This window comes from Pseudooceanicola endophyticus (assembly GCF_018760365.1).
In the GTDB taxonomy this organism is placed as follows: Bacteria; Pseudomonadota; Alphaproteobacteria; order Rhodobacterales; family Rhodobacteraceae; genus Pseudooceanicola; species Pseudooceanicola endophyticus.
Window position 1 is genome coordinate 1 of sequence record NZ_JAHIAB010000007.1, and the last position, 15,400, is coordinate 15,400.

The following is a 15,400-nucleotide window of genomic DNA, read 5'->3' on the forward strand; positions in this document are numbered from 1 at the left end:
AGGTGGCCGAGAGCGACCGGCCCGAGCTGACCTCGGCGAAGATCGTGGTTTCGGGCGGTCGCGGCGTCGGTTCGGAGGCGGATTTCGCGCTGATCTCGGGCCTGGCGGACAAGCTGGGCGCGGCGGTGGGGGCCTCGCGCGCGGCGGTGGATTCGGGCTTTGCGCCGAACGACTGGCAGGTCGGCCAGACCGGCAAGGTCGTGGCGCCGGACCTTTACGTTGCGGTCGGGATTTCCGGGGCAATTCAGCACCTTGCGGGGATGAAGGACAGCAAGGTGATCGTCGCGATCAACAAGGACGAGGAGGCGCCGATCTTCCAGGTCGCCGATTACGGCCTGGTCGCTGACCTCTTCGAGGCCGTTCCCGAGCTGACCGCAAAGCTCTGATCCCAAGGACACCCATCAAAAGGCCCGCCCTGGCGGGCCTTTTTTGTCGATCAGGGCGGCTGCCGGCAGACCGTCAGGAACGCCTCAGCTCCGACCATCGCAAGGCGCCCCCTCTGCCCGGACCGAATGTGTCGAAGGCACCGCCCTCCGGCGTCGGGGCCACCGCCGTCGCGACGACCGCCAGAAGCATGCCCCCCCGGGCCCAGGCCCTCCGGGAGGGCGAAACCTGTCCATGATCCCTGCCATGCGGGCCGGAAACCGCAGGACGCAGCCCTTGGAAAGGAAGCGTTGTGCAAACTGCAGGAGGCATTGCACTGCCCCCCTGCCGGCACTCTCCCGGCTGCCGGCCATAGAGGCGGCGGCCCTGCATAAGAGTTTTACCGCCGCCGGTGGCAGGGCAGATCGCCGCCCGGGAGGCCGAACCGGGAGAGCCCTGTTCGAACGGCACATCTGCGCGGTTTACCTGGCAGCGGCGGGGCTGGCCTTCGGTCAGGTGGCCGGCGGGGCGCTGAGCGTTCTGCTGGGCTCCGACGGGCTGGTGCTGCACTGCCAGCTGAACAGGTCTGAAACCGGTTGATGACCGGCTCTCGCGGTTGAAGGCGCGCCATCCCCACTTGGCGCTGCGGGGGGAGCTCCATGCCCCCCTTCCGCCCGAAGCCCTGTCGCACCATCCCCGGCTGTCGCCCCGGGACTGGACGGACCGGTTCGCCGCTCTTGGACGCAGGGCTTCGTCGCCGGCGGATCATCCGTTTCGACAGCTTCCCTCTGGGCTGTCAGGCAGGGTGGCGGGACAGGGCCTTGCCCTTGGCGGGCGCGAAACCGTCGCAGGGTTGATCGCCAAGGGGAAACCGGCGCGCATATGCCGGGAAACGGCCCCCGTACGGCCGACTTCCCGGTCATCCGGGGCGGCGATTACGCCGACACCAGTGCCCTTCTGGCCTGACTTACGCAGAGCTGACGGCGCCCCGGCCCCAACGGGTCAGGCCCTCAGGCGGTCGGCCGAGAGCAGCCGGCGCAACGGGGCCTCCAGCTGGCGGGCCGCTTCCTGGTGGGCGGCCACGGGCAGGACATGGGCTGTCAGCGCCGCCTCGGACCGGCTGAAGACCATCCCTGCCGTGTCCGCCGCCGCCCCGCCCCCCGGCACGGCCCGGATCAGGCCGGCCGCGTGCGGTTCCAGCGCCTCGATCACCGCCCGGGTCAGCAGCGCCGGCGCCCGCGCCCACTCGACCGGCTGCGCGCAAGGCGCATGATCGGCAAGCCACAGCAGCAGCACCGGGCCGGGCAGCGCCCGCAGCAAGGCCTCCATCCGCGCGCACCAGACGCTTCGCAGGGCCTCGGCCAGATGGTCGAAACGCTCCGGCGCAGCAGCCCGGAGCCGGCCCAGCAGGTGACCGGTGAAATGGATCTCGGCAACATCCACCTCTGGAAACAGGCGACGCAGCAGCGGGTGCACCCGCACCACGCGGTCATTGCGCCGGGGATGCACATCGTAGAAGCGGTTGCTGAGATTGGCAGCCCCGGGCAGTTCCAGTACCACGGCGCGGGCCCCCGCCGCCAGTCGCATCAGACCGGGATCGGCCAGCAGCGCCTCTGGCCCCGCCTGCGCCCTGGCCAGGTTCACGCAGGGCAGGCCCAGCCGGGACTCCAGCAACGCCGGATAGGGCTGCGGAATGAAGCGCCCGAAGGTGTTGATCCCCCCCAGGAAGGCCAGGTAGGCGCCGGTCACGCTGCGCCCCGGCCCGCGAAACAGGCCCTGTGCCGCCCCGTACCGACAGGGGAAATAGTCCAGCCCCGCCGTGCCCTCTGGCTCAAATCCCATTCGTCCCACCATGTCTCTCCCCGCTTGCAGTCTGCGGACCAGAAGTTTCCAAACCCTGAATTCCGCCCGCAGCCCCGCCCTGCTGCGGCTTGTCCCCTTGCGGCGCCGCAGCGTCGGGGGCACATTGCAGCCTGAGGTACAAGCAGGAGGGCCCTCATGGAGATCCAACGAGTAGGCGTGATCGGTGCCGGCCAGATGGGCAACGGCATCGCGCATGTGATGGCCGTCGCGGGATTTGACGTCCTGCTGAGCGACATCAGCCGCGAGGCCCTGGACCGGGCGATCGCCACGATCACCAAGAACCTCGACCGGCAGGTCAGCCGCGACAAGATCAGCGCCGAGGCCAAGGATGCGGCGCTGGCGCGGATCTCGACCACGCTGACGGTGACGGACCTGGGCCCCTGCGACCTGATCATCGAAGCCGCGACCGAGAAGGAAAGCGTCAAGGACGCCATCTTCCAGGAGCTGCTGCCGCATCTGGGCGAACAGACGATCCTGACCTCGAACACCTCCTCGCTGTCGATCACCCGTCTGGCCAGCCGCACCGACCGCCCCGAGAAGTTCCTGGGCTTCCACTTCATGAACCCGGTGCCGGTGATGCAGCTGGTCGAGCTGATCCGCGGCATCGCCACCGACGAGGCGACCTACCAGGCCTGCCTGGAGGTGGTGAAGAAGATCGGCAAGACCGCCTCCTCGGCCGAGGATTTCCCCGCCTTCATCGTCAACCGCATCCTGATCCCGATGATCAACGAGGCGGTCTACACGCTGCTGGAAGGCGTCGGCAACGTCGAGAGCATCGACATGGCGATGAAGCTGGGCGCCAACCACCCGATGGGCCCGCTGGAGCTGGCGGATTTCATCGGCCTGGACACCTGCCTGGCGATCATGAACGTGCTGCATGACGGGCTGGCCGATACCAAGTACCGCCCCTGCCCGCTGCTGGTGAAATATGTCGAGGCCGGCTGGCTGGGCCGCAAGACCGGCCGCGGCTTCTACGATTACCGAGGGGAAACGCCGGTCCCCAGCCGCTGAGCCCGTCACGGGGGCCGCGCGCCCCGTGCAACCCTGCCATGCCTTTCCCCCTGCCCCGGTTCGCGCTAGATCGCGCCCCGGGGAGGCTGAAAGGACATTCATGCAGACCCCAGACCTTGCCCGCGCATTCCGCCTTTTCGTTGCCGCCTTCGGTTCCCTGGCCATCGCCATGGCGCTTGGGCTGCATAATCCCTTCTGGGCGGCGATGCCGGTCTGGGTGGTCAGCCAGCCGTTCCGCGAAGACCTTTTGATCCGGGGCATCCTGCGGGTGCTGGGCACGCTGGCGGGCGCCGCCTACGGGGTCGCGATCCTGCATCTTGGCACCTCGCCCGAGGTGCTGCTGCCGGGGATCGCGCTTGGTGCCGGGCTGGGCGTGGGCCTCGCCTTCTGGATCGGCACCGTCTACAGCTACGGCGCGCTGCTGTTCGCGATGACCACCGCCGTGGTGCTGCTGCCGGTCGTGGCCTCGGATGCGCAGCCGCTGGGGCTGGCGCTGGACCGGGTCGCCTGCACGCTGATCGGCGTCGTCGTGGTGACGCTGGTGACCTTCTTCTTCACCCCCAGCCGGGGCACGCCGCAGCCGCTGCGCCAGGCGCACAAGACCGGCACGCCGCTGCAGCGCGGGCTGATCGCCGCCGCCACCGCTGCCTGCGGCATGACGCTGGTGCTGACCTTCCCCACCCCCGAGGCCCTGGGCGGAGCGCTCGCGATCTGCATCTTTGGCTGCCTCGTCAGCTCCATGCCCGATCCCCGGATGCCGCTGAAATTCCTGGTGCCGGGCGTCGCCATCGCGGTGATCGCGGCGCTCAGCTACCGCGGCATCCTGACCGTCTTCGACGTGCAGGGGCTGGTGCCCTTCCTGGCCATCACCGCCGTCTTCCTGATGGGGGGCGCGCTGCTGCGGGCCAATCCGAAGACCGCGCCGCTGGGGCTTGATTCCAACATGTGCTTCCTGCTGGCCGCAGAAGTCGGCCAGATCGGCCACCCGCTGCCGGTGCAGGCGGTCTCGGCGCTCGCGCTGCTGGGGGGCGCCTGCCTCTGCGTGCTGGTGTTCCGCCCGGTGCTGCGCCCGAACCTGCCGGCCCAGGGCGCCTAGCCGCGCCCGATATAGGGCATCTTCGTCGCCATCAGCGTCATGAACTGGATATTGGCCGACAGCGGCAGGTTGGCCATGTGCAGCACGGCGCGCGCGACCTCCTCGACCTCGATCACCGGGGGCGGATCGTCGGGATTGCGCGCCACCGCCTCTTCCAGGAGGCCGGTGCGGGCATTGCCGATGTCGATCTGCCCGCAGGCGATATCATGGGGCCGCCCATCCAGGCTGAGGCTTTTGGTCAGGCCGGTCACCGCATGCTTGGTCGCGGTATAGGCCACCGCCCCCTCGCGCGGCGCATGGGCCGAGATCGAGCCGTTGTTGATGATCCGTCCCCCCATCGGATGCTGGTGGCGCATCTGCGAAAACGCCGCCCGGGCGCAAAGGAACATCCCCGTCAGGTTCACGTCGACCACGCGGCGCCAGTCCTCCAGCGTCACGGTGTCGATGGGGCCGGAGGGGCCGAACTGCCCGGCATTGTTGAACAGCACGTCGAGGCGCCCGGCGCGCTGGATGAACTCCGCGAAGGCGCCGATCACCTGGGTCTCGTCGGTGACATCCGCCGGCAGGACGATGGCCCGGCGATAATCCTCGGCCAATGCCCGCAGCGGGCCCGTGCGCCGCGCCAGCAACCCCACCGTCCAGCCGACGTCGAGGAACTTGCGCGCCGTGGCCGCGCCGATCCCGTCGCTGGCCCCGGTGATCAGGATCGTGCTCACTCCTCCTGCGCCTCCAGCTCCAGCGTCGGCGCGATGCCCTTCAGGTCCTCGATGCCCAGCGGCTCGGCCGGGCGGGCCAGACGGTTGCGCACCACCCAGTGCAGGCGCTGCTCGGCCCGGGTGATCGCCACGTAGGCCAGGCGTTTCCACAGCGGCTGACCGGCTTCGGAGCGCCCCATCTTGAAGGCCGCGTAAAGATCGGGCGCGAAGACCTGCACATCCGGCCACTGTGAGCCCTGCGCCTTGTGGATCGTCACCGCCGCGCCATGCAGGAAGGTGGCGCCCATATGGGCGGCAAAGGGGATGAAGGGCTCTTCCTCGTCGGGTTTCTCGATCTTCACGATCGAGGCCGCCGAGACCTGCGGGTTCTCTGCCCCCACCACGTGCAGCCGGGAAAAGCCGCGCCGCTTGCCGGGGCCGAGGTAGATCACCTGCGCGCCCTTGATCAGGCCGCGCGCCTCAAGGTCCAGCCGCTTGCGGCGGTGCTTCAGCGGCAGTTCCAGCCCGTCGCAGATCAGCGGCTCACCGGGCAGCAGCGCGTCCTCGGGGGCGCCATGGACGGCGCGGAAGGCATGGATCAGCCGGATCCGCGTCGCGTTGCGCCAGACCAGCACCGGAGAGCGTGCCATCAGCCCGGCCTCGACCCGCTGGGCGAACTGCACGCGCTCATCGCGCTTCGCGGCCTCTTCGACCATGCGTTCGAAGGCGTAGAAATCGACCGCCGGATCGGCCAGCGCATGGGCAAGGTCCAGGATCGGGTTGCCGGCATCCTGCCGATGGATGCGCGCCAGCGTCAGCTTGGCGGGCTCGGGCAGCGCATCGAAGACCATCTTGCCGGACTGGCCGACGGGGGCCAGCTGCGCCGGATCGCCAAACAGGACAAGGTTCGGAAAGATCTCGCGCAGGTCGTCATACTGCTTTTCATCCAGCATCGAGGCCTCGTCGATGAAGCCCACGTCCAGCGGATCGTCGCGCCGCTTCCAGCCGGTGATGAAATCGCTGCCGCGCAGCCCCGCCACGGCCAGCGCCGCCGGGATCGACTTGTTGGTCTCGTAGCTGGCCTTGGCGCGTTCCAGCGCCTCGGGCGTGACGTTCTCGATCTCGGGCTTCTCGCCATGGCCTTCCAGCCATTCGGCGATGTTCTCGTATTCGGGATCGTAGACCGGCTTGTAGAGGATGCGGTGGATCGTCGTCGCCGGCACGCCGCGCAGCCGCAGCACCGAGGCCGCCTTGTTGGTGGGCGCCAGGATCGCCAGCGTGCGGCCGTCCTTCTCGCGCTTGGGTTCGTAATCGCCCGAGACGACCGACAGCCCGGCCTCCTTGCAGGCCTCCGAGAGCGCGGAAAGCAGCATGGTCTTGCCGGAGCCCGCCTTGCCCATGACGGCCAGCACGCGCGAGCGGCCCTCCATCGGGGGGCGCAGCGTGCCGTTTTCGATATCGATGCCGGCGCCGCGCAGCGTCTCGGCCACGCGGTCAAAGGCTTCGGCCTGGTCGGGAGAGAAGGTGATCGCGGGCACGGACATGACGGGCAGGCTACCCGGTGGCGGGCAAAAGCGCCAGATGCCGCGAGGGGCATCGACCTGCCGTCAGGTGACGGGCTGCGCTCTGGGGACGCGGGGGCAAAGGACGATCAGACTGTGAAGGCGATCAGATTGTGAAGAGGCGGCCTCTCAGGGACTGCCTCCCCGTGTGCGGCACGAAGGCCATGACCGGGCCAAAGGAACGCGCCCCGGGAACGGGACGCGCCTTCGGCTCGCTTTTGCCCGAGCCGCCGGGATCACCGTCCATGATGTCAGGACCATCGCGGTCACGGCCCCCGAAGCCAGGGCCTTCGGGGTCAGTGCCGCCGGGCGTAGGACGCACCATGCTCTTCGAGGTGCCCATGGCCGGTGCCGCGCCGCCGGGCCTCGTTGCGCTTGCGCGCGATCTCGCCCTGCACAAGCCGGGTCGTCACCGCCAGCTGCTCGGCCACCACGAACATGTCGCGATCCAGCGCGGCCTCCTGAAGTTCGGCCAGCACATCCACCATCCAGGCATCAGACGAGATCCGCGCAAAGGCGGCCGCATTCATGCTCGGAGCCGTTTTGATATCGACCTGCATCTCACACCTCTCATGCGGGCCACAGTTCGGGCGCCGCGGGTCACATTCATCCATGACCACTCTGCGACGCCCGTCCTAAGAAAGTGTTAAGACCGGCTGGCCAGCACATCCTCGACGGTGCGCAGCCCGGTGCGCGGCGCCTGAACCAGCACCGCCATGTTGCCGGGCTTGTGCTCGTTGCGGTACATCTTCATGTGCGCCTCGGGGATCTCGGCCCAGGGAAAGACCTCGGACATGCAGGGATCCAGACGGCGCTCCAGCATCAACCGGTTCGCGGCGGCAGCCTGTTTCAGATGCGCGAAATGGCTGCCCTGCAGGCGCTTCTGGTGCATCCACATGTAGCGCACGTCGAAGGTGCAGTTGAACCCGGTGGTGCCCGCGCAGATCACCACCATGCCGCCCTTCTTGCACACGAAGGTCGAGACCGGGAAGGTCGCCTCTCCGGGGTGTTCGAAGACGATGTCGACATTGTTGCCCTTGCCGGTGATGTCCCAGATCGCCTTGCCGAACTTGCGCACCTCGTTGAACCATTCCTTGTATTCGGGCGTGTTCACGGTGGGCAACTGGCCCCAGCAGCTGAAATCCTTGCGGTTGATGACGCCCTTGGCGCCCAGGCTCATGACGAAATCGCGCTTGTCCTCCTCCGAGATCACGCCGATCGCATTGCCGCCGGCGGCATTGATTAGCTGGATCGCATAGGAGCCGAGGCCGCCCGAGGCGCCCCAGACCAGCACGTTCTGGCCGGGCTTCAGCTCATGCGGGTGGTGGCCGAACAGCATCCGGTAGGCGGTGGCCAGCGTCAGCGTGTAGCAGGCCGATTCCTCCCAGGTCAGGTGCTTGGGACGCGGCAGAAGCTGCTGGGCCTGCACGCAGGTGAACTGCGCGAACGACCCATCGGGCGTCTCGTAGCCCCAGATCCGCTGGGTCGGGCTGAACATCGGGTCGCCGCCGTTGCATTCCTCGTCGTCGCCGTCATCCTGGTTGCAATGGATGACCACCTCGTCGCCGACCTTCCAGCGGGTAACCTTGTCGCCCACCGCCCAGACCACGCCCGAGGCATCCGAACCGGCAATGTGATAGGGTTCGCCATGGCTGTCGAAGGGGCTGATCGGCACGCCGAGCCCCGCCCAGACGCCGTTGTAGTTGACGCCCGCCGCCATCACGAGAACCAGCACCTCGTGGCTGTCGGGTTTCTTCACGTCGACCACTTCCTGCAGAAAGCTCTTGTCGGGGGTGCCGTGCCGCTCGCGGCGGATGCACCAGGCGTGCATCTTCTCGGGCACATGGCCCAGCGGCGGCAGCTCTCCCACGTCGTAGAGCTCCTTGCGGGGGGCGTCATAAGGGGCAATGCCCGTCTTGTTGTCGAATGCCATCACGTCCTCCTCCTCCTCGGAGTTGCCGCATTGCAGAATCGCGGTTCACGTTAGGACAGGTACGATCCTTCGGGTAATTTTTCAACCCATATTGACCACATTGCGCAACTATATGTCTCGACCAAGACAGATCGTTACCCGGTCGCCGGAACGCCGAAGTCAGAAAACCCTTGTTTTACTGGCCTTGAATCGTCACTCTGGGGTCAACCCGCCCCTATCATCCTCCGACCAAGGTCGAACGCCTACAGGCATAGTGTCGCGCTGCGTCGCAGAAGCTTGACAGGGACGTTTTCTTTCACGCATACGCGTTATCGGGAAATTAAATTACCAACGGGACTCAACCACGCCAGCGAGGCCGCCATGACCGTGCACGACCCCAAGACCGACGGAACCACCCTGCCCCGCAAGGACAAGCCCTGGCTGTTCCGCACCTATTCCGGCCATTCCAGCGCCGCCGCGTCGAACGCGCTTTATCGCACCAACCTCGGCAAGGGGCAGACCGGCCTCTCGGTGGCCTTCGACCTGCCCACCCAGACCGGCTATGACAGCGATCACGTCCTGGCCCGCGGAGAGGTCGGCAAAGTCGGCGTGCCGATCTGCCACCTGGGCGACATGCGGGTGCTGTTCGATCAGATCCCGCTGGGGCAGATGAACACCTCGATGACGATCAATGCCACGGCGCCCTGGCTGCTGGCGCTCTACATCGCCGTGGCCGAGGAACAGGGGGCCTCTGCCGCCGACCTCCAGGGCACGGTGCAGAACGACCTGATCAAGGAATACCTCAGCCGCGGCACCTACATCTTTCCGCCCGCGCCCAGCCTCGCGATGATCGCTGATGTGGCGGAATACTGTGCGCGCGCGCTACCCAAGTGGAACCCGATGAACGTCTGCTCCTACCACCTCCAGGAGGCCGGCGCGACGCCGGAGCAGGAGCTGGCCTATGCGCTGGCGACCGCGCAGGCGGTGCTGGACGCGCTGCGCCCCCGCGTGCCCGAGGCCGACTTCCCCCGCATCGTCGGGCGCATCTCCTTCTTCGTGAACGCCGGCATCCGCTTCGTCACCGAGATGTGCAAGATGCGCGCCTTCGCCGAGATGTGGGATGAGATCGCGCGCACCCGCTACGGCGTCGAGGACGAGAAGTTCCGCCGCTTCCGCTATGGCGTGCAGGTGAATTCGCTCGGCCTGACCGAACCCCAGCCGGAAAACAACTCCCACCGCATCCTGATCGAGATGCTGGCGGTGACGCTGTCGAAATCCGCCCGCGCCCGCGCGGTGCAGCTGCCCGCCTGGAACGAGGCCCTTGGCCTGCCGCGTCCCTGGGATCAGCAATGGTCGCTCCGGATGCAGCAGATCCTCGCCTACGAGACCGACCTGCTGGAATACGACGACCTGTTCGAGGGCAACCCGGCGGTCGAAGGCAAGGTCGCCCAGCTCAAGGCCGCCGCGCTTGCGGAACTGGCCGCGCTCGAGGCCATGGGCGGCGCCATTGCCGCCATCGACCACATGAAGGCGCGGCTGGTCGAAAGCAACGCGGCACGGCTCGCGAAGATCGAAAGCGGAGAGACGGTGGTGGTCGGCGTCAACCGCTGGACCGAGGCCGAGCCCTCGCCGCTGATGGGCGCCGATGGCGGCATCATGACGGTGGATCCGGCGGCAGAGGAAGCCCAGCTCGATCGCCTCGCCGCCTGGCGGGCAGAGCGCGACGCCGATGCGGTTCGCGCGGCGCTCGATGCGCTGCGCGAAGCGGCCCTCGCGGGCGAAAACATCATGCCTGCCTCGATCGCCGCCGCGAAGGCGGGCGTGACCACCGGCGAATGGGCCCAGACCCTGCGCGCCGTCCATGGCGAATACCGCGGCCCCACCGGGGTTGCCGCCGGGCGCTCCAACCAGGCCGAGGGGCTCGACGATCTGCGCGATGCGGTCGAGGCCGCCTCGACCCGCCTCGGGCGCCGCCTCTCGGTGCTGATCGCCAAGCCCGGCCTCGACGGCCATTCCAACGGCGCCGAACAGATCGCCGTGCGCGCCCGCGACTGCGGCATGGAGATCCGCTACGACGGCATCCGCCAGACCCCCGAACAGATCGTCGAGGCCCTGGCCGAAACCCGCGCCCATGTGCTGGGCCTCTCGGTGCTCTCGGGCTCGCACATGGCCCTGGCGACCGAGGTGCTGGAGCGGATGCGCGCCCGCGGCCTCTCCCATGTTCCGGTGGTCCTCGGCGGCATCATCCCCGAGGCCGACATGGCCACCCTGCGCGCCGCCGGCATCGCCCGGATCTACACCCCCAAGGACTTCGAGGTGAACCGGCTGATGGCCGATCTGATCGCGCTTGCCGATCCCGGCGCCAGCGCCGCAGAGTAAGGCAAAGCCCCGCCCGGAACGGCAATTTGACCGGCCCGACAATGGACCCTCCGGGCGCGGCGTGGCACCTTGGTGACCTGCGGCGCTCCCCGCCGCATCACCAGGAGGCCGCCATGACCATCACCCGCAAGGCAAGCATTTCGGGCCGCGTCCAGGGCGTCGGCTACCGGGCTTGGACCGAACGCCGGGCCCGGGGCCTTGCCCTCTCCGGCTGGGTCCGCAACGAGGCCGACGGCAGCGTCACCGCGCTGTTCCACGGCCCCGAATCCGAAGTCGCGCAGATGCTCGATGACTGCGCCGAAGGCCCGGTCTTTGCCCGCGTCGCCGCCGTGCACAGCCACCCCGCCGAGGCCCCCGCCGCGCCCGGCTTCCAGGTCCTGGCCTGAGGTCCGGACCCCTGCTGCACAGGCTGGCCACATATCGCCCCTTGCGCGCCCTGCTGAAACGGGCCGTGCCCCCACGCGCCCGTCCGGGGCATCCCGGGTCCCTGCGGGCAAGCCCGCTTTCCGTGCTGGCCTGCGGCCTGTCCCTCTGCGCCCCGGCGGCCTTCGCGGCCCCCACGGACAGCCAGGACGACATCACCCTGCTCAAGCCCCGGGCCGTGTCCTACGCCACCACCGGCGGCTACGAGCTGTCGATGACCCGCGACTGGACCAGCCTCTCCTTCGATCTTTTCACCCCCCGCGCCGCCTCCGCCCGCAGTGCCCGGTTCGGAGAGCTGAAGCTCTCCTATGCCGGCACCACCGGCACCCAGGGCGTGGCGCTGCTGTCCTACGGCCAGGTCTGGCGCCGCGCGCTCTCCGGTGACCGCGTCTTCGGCGTCAACGCCTATCTCGATTTCGGCAAGCTGCCCGACATCGCCCCCGCCGTCGCCCAGATGACCTTCGGCATGGAATACGAACTGGCCCATCCCGGCGGCTTCCGGAACGAGAACCTGGTTTTCGGCAGCAACATCTACCTGCCCTTCCTGAACTACACCGCAGCCCGCTTTGACACCGATGCCGCCGTGCCGCGCCGCGGCCTCGACAGCTATGTCCGCTGGAGCCACGCGGTCGACGACGATTTCGACCTCGCCGCGCGGCTCAGCGTCTTCCATTACGCGGCCACCCCGACCCGGGCGGCACGCGGGATCGGCACCATCGCGCTCTCGGGCACCTATTCCGGCGGCCTGCCCCCGGGCACGACGCTGAAAAGCGCGCTCTCGGGGCGCTACACCGCCGGCGAGGACCTGGTGCCGACCTTCAGCCTCAGCCTGAACTTCGCCCGCCCCACGGTGGCGGCCCAGGGCACCCACAGTTTCGGCACGCTGCAGCCCTCAGCCGAATGCCACGTGAACCCCGGGCCCGGCGGCAGCAGCCGGATGACGCGGCTCGATTGCGGCGAAAGCCCCTACGAAGCCCCCGATCCCTTCAGCCGCCTGACCTGGGAAACCTCCGCCCCCGAGGTGCTCGCAGCCGTGCCCGCCCCGGAACGCTACCTCGGCTATGCGACCCCGCTCATTCCCTGAAACCCGCCCCGCAGCGCGATCCGCTTGCCCCTGCCGCACCAGCCCCTAGTCTGGCGCCCGAGGACAGGAGGACCGCACATGACCATCCATATCGGGGCTGCCCCCGGAGACATCGCCGAAACCGTACTGCTGCCGGGCGACCCCTACCGCGCCCGCTGGGCCGCCGAGACCTTCCTTGAGGACGTGCGCCTGGTGAACGAGGTGCGCGGGATGCTGGGCTACAGCGGCACCTGGAAGGGCCACCCGGTCACGATCCAGGGCTCCGGCATGGGCATGCCCTCGCTGTCGATCTACGTGAACGAGCTGATCCGGGATTACGGCGCGAAGACCCTGATCCGCATCGGCTCCTGCGGGGCGATGCAGGAAAAGATCGGGCTGCGCGACATCCTGCTGGCAATGACGGCCTCGTCGATCTCGACCCCCTCCGCCGGCATCTTCCGAGAGCTGAACTTTGCCCCCTGCGCCGACTACGGCCTGCTGGCGGCGGCCCATGCGGCGGCAGTGGCGCGCGGCGTGCCGGTCCATGCCGGCGGCATCTACTCGGCCGATGTGTTCTATGATGAACGCCCCGACCTGAACGAACAGATGACCCGCCACGGCATTCTCGGCGTCGAGATGGAGGCCGCCGAGCTCTACAATCTGGCCCATCGTCACGGCTGCCGGGCGCTGGCCGTGCTGACCGTCAGCGATCACCTCATCACCCGCGAGGCCCTGCCAAGCGCCGAGCGGGAAACCAGTTTTGCCAACATGATAGAAATTGCCCTGGAGGCTGCCTTTCCATGACTTTCAAATCCGTCGAGCTGGGCCGGGGCGGCCCGAAGATCCCGCAACTGGGCTTCGGCGCCATGTCCTTCGGGGGCATGTTCGGCCCCACCGATGAAGAAACCAGCTTTGCCTGCCTCGACGCCGCCCTCGACGCCGGAATCACCTTCTGGGACGTCGCCAACATCTACGGCATGGGCGTCTCCGAGACGATCCTGGGTCGCTACATGGCCGCGAAGAAGCCGCAGGTGGTACTGGCGACCAAGGCCAGCATCATCAACGGCCCGCCGCGCCGCATCGACAATTCCCGCGACCACCTGCTGAGCGAGATGGAGGGCTCCTTCAAGCGGCTCGACGTCGACCGGGTGGACCTGTTCTACGCCCACCGCCACGACCCCGAGACCCCGATCGAGCAGGTCGCCGAGGTGATGCAGGGCTTCATCGACGAGGGGCTGATCGGCGGCTACGGCCTTTCGGAGGTCGCCCCCTCGACGGTGCGTCGCGCCCATGCCGTGTCCCCGGTGCGGGCGGTGCAGAACGAATATTCCCTCTGGACCCGCCTGCCGGAGCTTGGCCTGATCGACACCTGCGCCGAGCTGGGCGTGGCCTTCGTCGCTTTCTCGCCGCTGGCGCGCGGCATGTTCGGCGAAACCTCGGTCCGCCGCGGGGACATGCGCGACGGCGATTTCCGCCTGACCAATCCGCGCTTCACCGAGCCGAACTTCAGCGCCAACCTGCGCCACATCCAGGCCTTCCGCAGCTGGGCGCAGGGCAAGGGCTGGACAGTGGCCGGCGCCGCCCTGGCCTGGGTGATGGCGAAGGGCGATCACGTGATCCCGATCCCCGGCACCCGCACCGCCGCACATCTGAACGAATGGCGGGACGCGGCAAAGATCAGGCTCACGCCGCAGGACCTGGCCGAGATCGCCCAGATCCTGCCCGCCGGCTTCGCCCATGGCGACCGCTACGGGGATCACCAGCTGGTGGCAATCGAACGCTACTGCTGATCCGGGGAGGGGGCTCTGCCCCCGCCCGCGCTGCGCGCGGCCTCCCCCGGGATATTTCCGGCCAGATGATGAAGAGCCAGAGCTCCCTGTCATCTGGCCATAAATATCCCCGCCGGAGGCATGCACCGCCGGCAAGAGGCATCACGACTTCAAGCCGTGGCTGCGGTCGTAACCGTTGACGGATGGCGACTGCCAGCCGGAGAGCGCATCGGCTACGGGCACAAGGATGTCGATGGCCAGGGGATGGCAGGCCGCCTCATCGGAGGAATGCTCGGACGAACAATCCCCCCCCGGGCAGGCGGAGATCGCGCCCAGCAGGTCAATCTCAGCCAGGAATGTCAGCTGATCGCCCGGGCGCACCGGGCTGGCCTTCATGAAGTACTGGCCAGTGTCGCGGGTGAAGCCCGTACACATGAAGACGTTCAGCACATCGTGGACATGGGCTTCTGCCTCGGCAGGCGCAAGGCCCGTGGCTTCCGAGAGCGCGCGGGTCAGGTTGGAGTGGCAGCAGTGGTGGTATTGCGTGCCCGCCAGAAGGTTGCCCGTGTAGGGATCGCAGCGGGTGCCGATGACATCGTGGACCGAGCCTCCGAAAGCGTCGATCCCGTACCAGTCCAGGCTGTCGTCCACGATCGTCGCCATCGGGCGCAGGTAAGGCAAGCAGGACCAGAGCCGTTCCCCGGTCGAGACATGGGTGCCGTGCAGGGCGCGGGTCTTGCCCGAATAGAAACGCTCCGAGAGGTCCGACGCGTTCCAGAGATTGAGATCGCCCACCTGTGGCCCGTCGACCGAGCGGATGCGGAAGAAATGCCCGGCAGGCACCCGGAAGGCCGCGGCCTCGCGCGGGGGGGCCAGCAGGGTCTGCGTGACCTCTGCCGTGGCCAGCGCCGCCGCATAGAGCGCCATGTCGGGGCGGGGCAAGGTCTCGTTCGGGTAGCAGATGACCGGGGGGATGGCCCGGCGGGCTGCGGCGTCTTCGGGGGGCTGATGGGACATGGGGCTCTCCTTCGCTTTGCGGCAGGGAAGCCCGGCGGCCCGGGATTGGCAAGGGTCTGCGGCCGGTCCCGGCAACCTGCGGGACGGCGGACGGGCCCCTCCCCCCGCGGGCCCGCATCCTGGGCGTAACGGTTGGGCGCGTCCTGTGTCCGGAAGGCTCCGGGGCCGGAAGCAGCGGCGGGGCGCCCCGAAGGGTAGCACGGTCCCGCGCAGGGGTCCGGGGCCTTCCCCGGCGGCGGGGGGCCGG

The 15,400-nt window shown here is 68.4% G+C and carries 14 protein-coding genes; 8 read left to right on the plus strand and 6 right to left on the minus strand.

All coding sequences use genetic code 11. The features are described from left to right. The coding region (locus KM176_RS13010; RefSeq protein ID WP_215558786.1) for an electron transfer flavoprotein subunit alpha/FixB family protein at positions 1-386 on the plus strand (386 nt) is incomplete at its 5' end. A gap of 979 nt (positions 387-1,365) precedes the next feature. Here the strand turns inward: KM176_RS13010 and KM176_RS13015 are convergent. Continuing rightward, a complete protein-coding gene (locus tag KM176_RS13015; protein ID WP_160894337.1) occupies positions 1,366-2,205 on the minus strand; it encodes a DUF6473 family protein in 840 nt (279 codons plus the stop codon). Positions 2,206-2,361: 156 nt separating this feature from the next. On the opposite strand from KM176_RS13015, the gene KM176_RS13020 reads away from it, so the two are divergent. Next, complete coding sequence (locus tag KM176_RS13020) at positions 2,362-3,237, plus strand: 3-hydroxybutyryl-CoA dehydrogenase (RefSeq protein WP_160894336.1); 876 nt, start codon at positions 2,362-2,364, stop codon at positions 3,235-3,237. 100 nt (positions 3,238-3,337) lie between these two features. Continuing rightward, on the plus strand, positions 3,338-4,333 hold the full coding sequence (locus tag KM176_RS13025; protein WP_160894334.1) for an FUSC family protein: 996 nt from the start codon (positions 3,338-3,340) through the stop codon (positions 4,331-4,333). Here the strand turns inward: KM176_RS13025 and KM176_RS13030 are convergent. The 4 genes from KM176_RS13030 to ccrA all read right to left on the minus strand — a co-directional run bounded on the left by KM176_RS13030 (position 4,330) and on the right by ccrA (position 8,523). Then, positions 4,330-5,049: an SDR family oxidoreductase gene (locus KM176_RS13030; protein WP_160894332.1), complete on the minus strand. Its 720-nt coding sequence runs from the start codon at positions 5,047-5,049 to the stop codon at positions 4,330-4,332. The genes KM176_RS13025 and KM176_RS13030 overlap by 4 nt on opposite strands. Next, a complete protein-coding gene (locus KM176_RS13035) occupies positions 5,046-6,572 on the minus strand; it encodes an ATP-dependent DNA helicase (RefSeq protein WP_160894330.1) in 1,527 nt (508 codons plus the stop codon). Before KM176_RS13035 ends, KM176_RS13030 begins: the two co-directional genes overlap by 4 nt. A 314-nt stretch (positions 6,573-6,886) precedes the next feature. Continuing rightward, on the minus strand, positions 6,887-7,150 hold the full coding sequence (locus tag KM176_RS13040) for a hypothetical protein (protein ID WP_160894328.1): 264 nt from the start codon (positions 7,148-7,150) through the stop codon (positions 6,887-6,889). Positions 7,151-7,236: 86 nt separating this feature from the next. Next, a complete protein-coding gene (gene ccrA, locus KM176_RS13045; RefSeq protein WP_160894326.1) occupies positions 7,237-8,523 on the minus strand; it encodes a crotonyl-CoA carboxylase/reductase in 1,287 nt (428 codons plus the stop codon). Positions 8,524-8,883: 360 nt separating this feature from the next. Here ccrA and KM176_RS13050 point away from each other — a divergent pair, with 360 nt between their 5' ends. The 5 genes from KM176_RS13050 (at position 8,884) to KM176_RS13070 (ending at position 14,157) form a co-directional block, all read left to right on the plus strand. Continuing rightward, a complete protein-coding gene (locus KM176_RS13050) occupies positions 8,884-10,881 on the plus strand; it encodes a protein meaA (RefSeq protein ID WP_160894324.1) in 1,998 nt (665 codons plus the stop codon). A gap of 113 nt (positions 10,882-10,994) precedes the next feature. Then, positions 10,995-11,267, plus strand: coding sequence for an acylphosphatase (locus KM176_RS13055; protein ID WP_160894322.1), 273 nt, complete (start codon positions 10,995-10,997; stop codon positions 11,265-11,267). A gap of 65 nt (positions 11,268-11,332) precedes the next feature. Continuing rightward, a complete protein-coding gene (locus KM176_RS13060) occupies positions 11,333-12,388 on the plus strand; it encodes a hypothetical protein (protein ID WP_160894320.1) in 1,056 nt (351 codons plus the stop codon). Positions 12,389-12,466: 78 nt separating this feature from the next. Beyond that, complete coding sequence (gene deoD / locus KM176_RS13065) at positions 12,467-13,171, plus strand: purine-nucleoside phosphorylase (RefSeq protein ID WP_160894318.1); 705 nt, start codon at positions 12,467-12,469, stop codon at positions 13,169-13,171. Then, positions 13,168-14,157 carry an aldo/keto reductase gene (locus KM176_RS13070; RefSeq protein WP_160894316.1) on the plus strand — a complete coding sequence of 330 codons (990 nt, stop codon included), beginning with the start codon at positions 13,168-13,170 and terminating at the stop codon, positions 14,155-14,157. Before deoD ends, KM176_RS13070 begins: the two co-directional genes overlap by 4 nt. A 141-nt stretch (positions 14,158-14,298) precedes the next feature. On the opposite strand, the gene KM176_RS13075 is transcribed toward KM176_RS13070, so the two are convergent. Continuing rightward, positions 14,299-15,153 (minus strand): urea carboxylase-associated family protein, encoded by an 855-nt coding sequence (locus KM176_RS13075; RefSeq protein ID WP_160894314.1) that lies wholly within the window; start codon positions 15,151-15,153, stop codon positions 14,299-14,301. Positions 15,154-15,400: the final 247 nt, after the last annotated feature.

Excerpts from the sequence above, each read along its gene's own strand:
- KM176_RS13075 (WP_160894314.1), bottom strand. The coding sequence starts at position 15,153 with ATGTCCCATCAGCCCCCCGAAGACGCCGCAGCCCGCCGGGCCATCCCC.
- KM176_RS13015 (WP_160894337.1), bottom strand. The coding sequence starts at position 2,205 with ATGGGATTTGAGCCAGAGGGCACGGCGGGGCTGGACTATTTCCCCTGT.
- KM176_RS13020 (WP_160894336.1), top strand. The coding sequence starts at position 2,362 with ATGGAGATCCAACGAGTAGGCGTGATCGGTGCCGGCCAGATGGGCAAC.
- KM176_RS13035 (WP_160894330.1), bottom strand. The coding sequence starts at position 6,572 with ATGTCCGTGCCCGCGATCACCTTCTCTCCCGACCAGGCCGAAGCCTTT.
- KM176_RS13040 (WP_160894328.1), bottom strand. The coding sequence starts at position 7,150 with ATGCAGGTCGATATCAAAACGGCTCCGAGCATGAATGCGGCCGCCTTT.
- deoD (WP_160894318.1), top strand. The coding sequence starts at position 12,467 with ATGACCATCCATATCGGGGCTGCCCCCGGAGACATCGCCGAAACCGTA.
- ccrA (WP_160894326.1), bottom strand. The coding sequence starts at position 8,523 with ATGGCATTCGACAACAAGACGGGCATTGCCCCTTATGACGCCCCCCGC.
- KM176_RS13055 (WP_160894322.1), top strand. The coding sequence starts at position 10,995 with ATGACCATCACCCGCAAGGCAAGCATTTCGGGCCGCGTCCAGGGCGTC.
- KM176_RS13050 (WP_160894324.1), top strand. The coding sequence starts at position 8,884 with ATGACCGTGCACGACCCCAAGACCGACGGAACCACCCTGCCCCGCAAG.
- KM176_RS13025 (WP_160894334.1), top strand. The coding sequence starts at position 3,338 with ATGCAGACCCCAGACCTTGCCCGCGCATTCCGCCTTTTCGTTGCCGCC.
- KM176_RS13070 (WP_160894316.1), top strand. The coding sequence starts at position 13,168 with ATGACTTTCAAATCCGTCGAGCTGGGCCGGGGCGGCCCGAAGATCCCG.